The 7,230-nt window shown below is 73.1% G+C and carries 7 protein-coding genes and 1 pseudogene; 2 read left to right on the top strand and 6 right to left on the bottom strand.

The window, feature by feature from the left end; all coding sequences use genetic code 11:
- The 5 genes and pseudogenes from GSF22_RS27790 to GSF22_RS27770 form a co-directional block, all read right to left on the bottom strand.
- Positions 1-1,172 (bottom strand): annotated as a pseudogene (locus GSF22_RS27790) (endonuclease Q family protein); the annotation flags it as partial.
- Between the two features lie 93 nt (positions 1,173-1,265).
- On the bottom strand, positions 1,266-2,510 hold the full coding sequence (locus tag GSF22_RS27785; RefSeq protein WP_208816696.1) for a metallophosphoesterase: 1,245 nt from the start codon (positions 2,508-2,510) through the stop codon (positions 1,266-1,268).
- Positions 2,511-2,519: 9 nt separating this feature from the next.
- Entirely contained in the window at positions 2,520-2,783 is a 264-nt protein-coding gene (locus tag GSF22_RS27780; protein ID WP_208816695.1) for a MoaD/ThiS family protein, read from the bottom strand.
- Position 2,784: 1 nt separating this feature from the next.
- Entirely contained in the window at positions 2,785-3,834 is a 1,050-nt protein-coding gene (gene moaA / locus GSF22_RS27775; protein WP_208816694.1) for a GTP 3',8-cyclase MoaA, read from the bottom strand.
- 9 nt (positions 3,835-3,843) lie between these two features.
- Positions 3,844-4,737, bottom strand: a complete 894-nt coding sequence (locus tag GSF22_RS27770; RefSeq protein WP_208816693.1) for a fructosamine kinase family protein — start codon at positions 4,735-4,737, stop codon at positions 3,844-3,846.
- Between the two features lie 67 nt (positions 4,738-4,804).
- On the opposite strand from GSF22_RS27770, the gene GSF22_RS27765 reads away from it, so the two are divergent.
- Positions 4,805-5,317, top strand: coding sequence for a GNAT family N-acetyltransferase (locus GSF22_RS27765; RefSeq protein WP_208816692.1), 513 nt, complete (start codon positions 4,805-4,807; stop codon positions 5,315-5,317).
- Positions 5,318-5,426: 109 nt separating this feature from the next.
- Positions 5,427-6,497, top strand: a complete 1,071-nt coding sequence (locus GSF22_RS27760) for a DUF4192 domain-containing protein (protein WP_208816691.1) — start codon at positions 5,427-5,429, stop codon at positions 6,495-6,497.
- 362 nt (positions 6,498-6,859) lie between these two features.
- Here GSF22_RS27760 and GSF22_RS27755 read toward each other — a convergent pair.
- Positions 6,860-7,230: formate dehydrogenase accessory sulfurtransferase FdhD (locus GSF22_RS27755; RefSeq protein ID WP_208816690.1), on the bottom strand; the 371-nt coding region annotated here is incomplete at its 5' end.

Genomic DNA, 7,230 nt, shown 5'->3' with positions numbered 1-7,230 from the left:
GCGTCCACCGGTACCCGGGTGAGGATCTCCAGTTCCGGGCCGAGCGCGGCGATCAGGTCGTTGAGCTGACCGGCCACCGTCTTCGACTTCGCGCCCACCCGGTTGATCTCGCCCAGGATCTCGGCGAGCGGTACCAGGTGGGTCACCTCGGGCGCCCCCTCCGGCCGGTACCCGGTGGACCGGTCGGCCAGCTCCTCGACCCGGGCGAGGACCCCGACGGTGAGCGGTTTCCCGCACTCGGGACAGCGGCCACCGGCCGCCCGGGTCTGCTCCGGGGACCAGTTGACCCCGCAGAGCCGGTGCCCGTCGGCGTGGTACTTGCCCTCCTCGGGGAAGAACTCGATGGTCCCGCCGAGCCCGACCCCGGTACGCAGCGCCTCCCGTACCGCGAAGTAGTCCCGGTCGGTGGTGAAGACGGTCGCCTCGCGGCCCAGCGCGGGCGGCGAGTGCGCGTCCGAGTTGGACACCAGCCGGTACCGGTCGAGGCTGGCCACCCGCCAGTTCATCTCCGGGTCGGAGGAGAGGCCGGTCTCCACCGCGAAGATGTGTTCGGCCAGGTCGGCGTAGCAGTCGGCGATCGCGTCGAAGCCGGACTTGGAGCCGAGGGCGGAGAACCAGGGCGTCCAGATGTGCGCCGGCACCAGGTAACCGTCCGGGCTCGCCTCCAGGGTGATCTCCAGCAGGTCCCGGGAGTCCAGGCCGAGGATGGGTCGCCCGTCCGAGGCGATGTTGCCGATCCGGGCCAGCGCCGCGTTGAACCGGCCCACCGCGTCCAGGTCGGGCAGGTAGATCAGGTGGTGCACCTTGCGGGTACGGTCGTCCCGCTTGTAGATGGTGGAGATCTCCACACTCAGCATGAACCGCACCGGGTCGGCCTCGGCGGCGTCGGCCAGCCGGGGTGGCAGTCGCCGGGCGATGTCCCGTTCCGCCTCCGGGCCCAGCCGGTACAACCCCGGCTCGGCCGGGTGCAGCGTCTCCCGCAGGTGGTCGTACCAGGCCGGATGGGTGAAGTCACCGGTGCCGAGCAGCCCGATGCCCTTACGCCGGGCCCACCAGGCCAGGTTGGGCAGGTTCAGGTCGCGGCTACAGGCCCGGGAGTACTTCGAGTGGATGTGCAGGTCCGCGACGAACGGCGAGGAGCCGCCGGGGGGTGCGGCGCTGAACGGAGACACGCCGCATCCTGTCACGACCGGGTCCCGGCCCGCTCGGCGCCACGCGCGAAGGTGAGCTGCGCTATGCCGGGCCGGGCGGTCCGGCCGCCCCGGTCACACCGACCGTAGCTCCACCAGGGTCACCTGCGGCGGGGCGCCCACCCGGACCGGCGGCCCCCAGAAACCGGCGCCGTTGGTGACGTACACCTTCGTGCCGTCCACCTCGCCGAGCCCGGAGACGACCGGCTGCTGCAACCGGACCAGGTAGTTGAACGGCACCATCTGGCCGCCGTGGGTGTGCCCGGACAGTTGCAGGTCGACGCCGAACTTCGCGGCCTCCACAGCGGCCACCGGTTGGTGGGCCAGGAGCACCACGGGGCGACTGCGGTCCCGGTCACCCAGGGCGGCGGCGTAGTCCGGCGGTGCGGCCAGCCCGGTACCGTCCGCCGTCGGGTCGTTCACCCCGGCCAGGTCGAGGACGCCCTGCGGGGTACGGATCTCCAGCCGCTCGTTCTGGAGCACGTTCAGGCCGATCCGGTCGAGTTCCTGCACCCACTCCTCGACGCCCGAGTAGTACTCGTGGTTGCCGGTGACGAAGAATTTTCCGTACCGGGACCGGATGTCGCCCAGCGGTGCCGCCGCCTCGCCCAGCTCGGCCACCGAACCGTCGACCAGGTCACCGACCACGGCCACCAGGTCGGCGTCGAGCCGGTTGATGGCGGCCACGATCCGCTCGGTGTGCGCCCGACCGCGCAGCGGACCCAGATGGATGTCGGAGACGGTGGCGATGCGTAGGCCGTCCATGCTCCGGGGCAGCTTCGCCAGCGGGATCTGCACCCGGTCGAGCTGTGGCGGGCCGAGCGCGGTGCGGACGCCGTACCCGACGGTCCCGGCGGCGGTGAGCCCGGCGAAGATGGCGGCCCCCCGGGCCAGCAGCAGGCGACGGCCGGGGTCGTGGTCGTCCGCGCCGACTGCGGCGGCGGCCGGCGGGTCGGCGGTGCCGGCCGCACCGACCAGGGCCGGCTCCGGTGCGGCGGTGGTCGGTTCGGCCGCCGCCACCCGGCGGCGCAGCACCAGCTTCGCCACCAGCATCGGTACCTCCAGCGCCACCAGCAGCACCAGGAGGTAGAACATCACGGCGAGCCAGAGGTACCCCGGCCAGGCCAGCCAGTAGAGGCCCTGCCGGGTACCCAGCATCGTGACCGGCACCAGCACGGCGAGCACGAGCATGGTGATCCCGCCGATCCGGCGCCACCGCCCCGGGCGGGTGGTGTCCCGGACCAGACGTTTCCACAGGTAGAGGTGGATCAGGCCGGTGATCAGGGCCATCGTGGCCACGAACGCCAGGGCTGCCAGCACGGATCCTCCTCAGCCGCCCGCGAAGGGGGGCAGTACGTCGACCGTCGTCCCGGCCGGCAACGGCGTCTGACGATCATGCCAGGACACGCCGTCGACCAGATAGCTCGCGGCCCGCAGCACGGCGGCCAGCCGGTCGCCGTGCCGGTCGGCCAGGTCGCGGAGCAGGTCGTCCAGTCCGGGACCGGCGGGGACGGTCTCCTCGGCCACGCCGGCCGCCGCCCGGGCCCCGGCGAAGTAACGCACCGTCAACGTCGGATCCGTCTCCGGTCGCATCTCAACCTCCGATCGCGGACATCGGGCGGGCCGGCTGGAGGAAGGCCGGGTCGTCGATGCCGTGCCCGGCCCGTTTCCCCCACATCGCGGTACGCCAGCGCCGGGCCAGCTCCGCGTCGTCCGCGCCGGCCCGCAGCGCGGTACGCAGATCGGCCTCCTCGGTGGCGAAGAGACAGTTACGGACCTGGCCGTCGGCGGTGAGCCGGGTCCGGTCGCAGTCCCCGCAGAACGGGCGGGTGACGCTGCCGATCACCCCGACCCGGGGGGCGGACCCGGTGTCCACCGGTCCACCGGTCGACGACCCGGTACCGGCGACCACCCAGGTCTCGGCGGGTGCCGATCCGCGCCGGACCGGATCGTCGAGCAGGACGAACTCGCGGCGCAGGGTGGCGAGGATCTCCTCGGCGGTGACCATCGTCGACCGGTCCCAGCCGTGCTGGGCGTCGAGCGGCATCTGCTCGATGAACCGCAGCTCGTAACCGTGGTCGAGGGCGAAGCGGAGCAGGTCGGACGCCTCGTCGTCGTTGATCCCCCGCATCAGCACCGAGTTGATCTTCACTGGGGTGAGTCCGGCGGCCGTCGCGGCGGCCAGCCCGGCCAGCACGTCGGCGAGCCGGGGCCGCCGGGTCAGCGTGGCGAACCGGTCCGGCCGGAGGGTGTCGAGGGAGACGTTCACCCGGTCCAGCCCGGCCGCGCGCAGCGGGCCGGCCAACCGGTCCAACCCGATGCCGTTGGTGGTCAGGGACAACGTCGGGCGCGGGCGCAGGGCCGCCGCCGCGGTGACGATGCCCAGCAGGCCGGGACGGATCAGCGGCTCCCCACCGGTGAACCGCACCTCGGTCACCCCGAGCTGCTCGACGGCCACCCGGACCAGCCGGACCACCTCGTCGTCGGTGAGCAGCTCCGGCCCGGCAAGCCAGGGCAGACCCTCCGCCGGCATGCAGTACGTGCAGCGCAGGTTGCACTTGTCGGTCAGCGACACCCGCAGGTCGGTGGCGACCCGACCGAACCGGTCGACCAGGGGACCGGTACCCGTCGGGACGTTGCTCACCGCTCGACGTTAGCGCGTACCGAGCGCGGACCGGGCGGTGGAGGCGACCGCATCCCGCCAGGCGGCACCGAACAGGGCGGTGTGCACCAGCATCAGGTGCAGCTGGTGCACCGGTACCCGGTCCTGCCAGCCGTCGGCCAGCGGGTGGACCTCCTGGTACGCGGCGAGTACCCGGTCCAGGTGCGGCAGCCCGCCGAAGAGGGCGAGCTGGGCCAGGTCGGTCTCCCGGTGACCGCCGTGCGCGGCCGGGTCGACCAGCCAGACCCGCCCGTCGGCGCCCCAGAGCACGTTGCCCGGCCAGAGGTCGCCGTGCAGCCGGGCCGGCGGCTCGTCCCCGCCGTACCCGGACAGCCCGGCGACCACCCGCTCGACCAGGTCGATCTCGGTACCGGTCAGCGCGCCGTTGTCCACCGAACGACGCAGGTACGGCGTCAACCGGTGGGCGGCGAACCAGCTCGACCACGGCCCGGGACCAGGTGTGTTGTCCTGCGGCAGGGAACCGATGAAGCCGTCTCGGTCGGCGCCGAAGGCCGCCGCCCCGGCCCGGTGCAGGGTGGCGAGGTCCCGGCCGAACTGCTCCGCCGCCTCGCGGGTGGGCTCCGCCGACTCGACCCACTCCAGGGCCAGCAGCTCCGGCAGTTCGACGATCACCTCGGGTACGGGTACCCCGCCGGCTGCCCGCAGCCAGCGCAGGCCGGCCGCCTCGGCGGCGAAGAACCCCTCCGGCGCGGGGGTGCCGGCCTGCTCCGGCCAGGTCTTGGCGAAGACCGAGTTGCCGTCGTCCAGGGTGAGCCGGGAGGCGGTGCAGATGCTGCCGCCGGAAACCGGGGTTTCCCGGATCCGCTGGTGGGTGAGGAAGGTCGGCAGGTGCGCCGGATGCGCCCGCAGGTACGCCAGGTCCATCAGCGCAAGGTAGCCGTTTGTCCCGAAGTCGACGGCATGAGGTGCGTATCCGGGGTAAGGATGAGCCATGGATGACGCCGTGATCCGTCCGTACCGGCCGGCGGACCACGCCGCCGGTCGGCGGCTGTGGGGCGAGTTGACCCGCCAGCACCGCGAGTTGTACGACGAACCGGGCGTGGTCGGTGGGGACCGGGACGCCACTTTCGACGGCTACCTGACCCGCCTGGAGCTGTCCGGGGTGTGGGTCGCCGAGCACCACCAGGCCGGGGTGGTGGGACTGGCCGGTCTGGTGCTGGTCGGCCGGTCCGCCCGGGTGGAGCCGGTGGTGGTCACCGAGCGTCATCGGGGCCGGGGGATCGGCCGCAGTCTGCTCGGACACGTCGCCGGTCAGGCCCGGCGCCGGGGAATCAGCCGGCTGACGGTGGCACCGGAGGCACGTAACGTGTCCGCCCTGCGTTGCCTGCACGCAGCCGGTTACGACCTGCTATCGGCGGTCGAGTTGACCCTCGACCTCCGCGCTCCGGCGACCGGTCGGGACCGGCCCACCATCGACCTCCACGAACTGCATTTCCGGTCCTGAAACCGGCTGACCGGCAGGAATACGCTGGGTGCCTGTGGATAACCGGCGTGTCGTCCACAGGCGGCAATCGATCGTTTCCTGCGGTGGGCGTACCGGCCAGGCTGCCGGCATGACTTCCACCGAGAAGACGGTGCTCTCCGTCCGCTCCCCCGCCGACCTGATCGCCGCCGTACCGTACCTGCTGGGCTTCCACCCGGCGGACAGCGTGGTCGTGGTGGCGATGCGGGGCAAGCGGGTGGTCTTCGCCGCCCGGGGTGACCTGCCTGGGGAAGGGCGGCCGACCAGCGAGACGGCCCGGTACATCAGCGACATGATCTTCCGCCAGGACGCCGGGTCCGCCACCGTGCTCGGTTACGGCCCGGCCGACCGGGTGACCCCGGCGGTGGACGCGGTACGGGCCGGCCTGGAAGCCGGCGGTCTGCGGGTGCTCGACGTCCTGCGGGTGACGGACGGGCGGTACTGGTCGTACCTCTGCCCCGATCCGGCCTGCTGCCCGCCCGAGGGCCGGGCGTACGACGCGGGCAGCAGCGAGGTGACCGCCGCTGCGGTCTTCGCGGGTGAGGTGGCGTACCCGGACCGGGCGAGTCTCGCCGCCGAGGTCGCACCGGTCGGCGGCCTCACCCGGATCTCCATGCGGCAGGCGACGGTACGCGCCGAGGAGCGCATGATCGGTCTGCTCGACGAGGGGCCGCTGGACGAGCGGAAGCTCAACGCCCTCGGAGATGCGGCGGTGCGGGCCGCCCTGGATCCCGGCCGGGCACCCGGATCGATGACCGACGACGAGGTGGCCTGGTTGACCATGCTCCTGGCCCACCTGCCGATCCGGGACCAGGCGTGGGAGCTGACCGACGGGGACGACCGGCACCTGGCCCTCTGGCGGCACGTCGTGCAGCGGGCCGCACCCGAGCTGGTGGCTGCGCCGGCCTGCCTGCTCGCCTTCGCGGCCTGGCGCGCCGGCCGGGGTTCGCTGGCGGTGGTGGCGTTGGAACGGGCGCTGCGGGCGGAGCCCGACTACTCGATGGCGCTGCTGCTCGACGAGCTGATCCGGAACGGCGTGCCGCCGTCGCGGCTCGACGGCTGGCCGAAGATTGCGGGTGCGGGTGCGGGTGCGGGTGCGGGGACGTCGGGTCGGCGTCGCCGCCGGTCCCGGCCGGATCGCCGCCGCCGGCCCCGGGGTTGACCGCCGGCCCCGGCGCATCGCCTGGCTCCTGGCACATCGCCTGGCTCCTGGCACATCGCCTGGCTCCTGGCACATCGCCCGGTGCCGGTGTATCGCCCGGCCCTCCGTCCCTCCCCGGCTCCTTGCGCTGCTCCCTTTGCTCTGCTTCAGCGGAGGCAACAGTTTCCTGCCAGAAGTGTCGCCGTGAGTGAAGCAGAGCAAAGGGCGCGGGACGACGACCTGGCCGGCTCCCCGCTCGCCGGGCCGCTCCGTGCCGGCTCCGCCCGTCGACGCCGGGCCGCTCCGTGCCGGCTCCGCCCGTCGACGCCGGGCCGCTCCCGCCCCGGGGCATTCGCGGCCGGCCCGCGTCCGGGCTGCGCCGGTCAGACGGTGATCCGGTGGGTGCCGGTGTAGACGTTCAGGGTCGGACCCCGGAGGAAACCGACCAGAGTCATCCCGGCCTCACCGGCCAGGTCGACGGCGAGGCTGCTCGGCGCCGACACGGCAGCCAGCAGGGGTATCCCAGCCATCCAGGCCTTCTGGGTCAGTTCGAAGCTGGCCCGCCCGGAGACCAGCAGCAGGTGGCCCGCCAGCGGTAGCCGCCGTTCCCGCACCGCCCAGCCGATCACCTTGTCCACCGCGTTGTGTCGTCCCACGTCCTCCCTGGTCACCAGGGGTTCGCCGACGGCGGTGAAGAGGCCGGCCGCGTGCAGCCCACCGGTGGACTCGAAGGCCCGCTGCGCCGACCGCAACA

This window comes from Micromonospora echinofusca (genome assembly GCF_017614955.1).
GTDB lineage: Bacteria > Actinomycetota > Actinomycetes > Mycobacteriales > Micromonosporaceae > Micromonospora > Micromonospora echinofusca_A.
This window is presented reverse-complemented; position numbering and strand designations above follow the sequence as displayed.

Bases quoted from the DNA above. Each gene is read 5' to 3' on its own strand.
- GSF22_RS27780 (WP_208816695.1), bottom strand. From the start codon at position 2,783: ATGCGACCGGAGACGGATCCGACGTTGACGGTGCGTTACTTCGCCGGG.
- GSF22_RS27770 (WP_208816693.1), bottom strand. From the start codon at position 4,737: ATGGACCTGGCGTACCTGCGGGCGCATCCGGCGCACCTGCCGACCTTC.
- GSF22_RS27765 (WP_208816692.1), top strand. From the start codon at position 4,805: ATGGATGACGCCGTGATCCGTCCGTACCGGCCGGCGGACCACGCCGCC.
- GSF22_RS27760 (WP_208816691.1), top strand. From the start codon at position 5,427: ATGACTTCCACCGAGAAGACGGTGCTCTCCGTCCGCTCCCCCGCCGAC.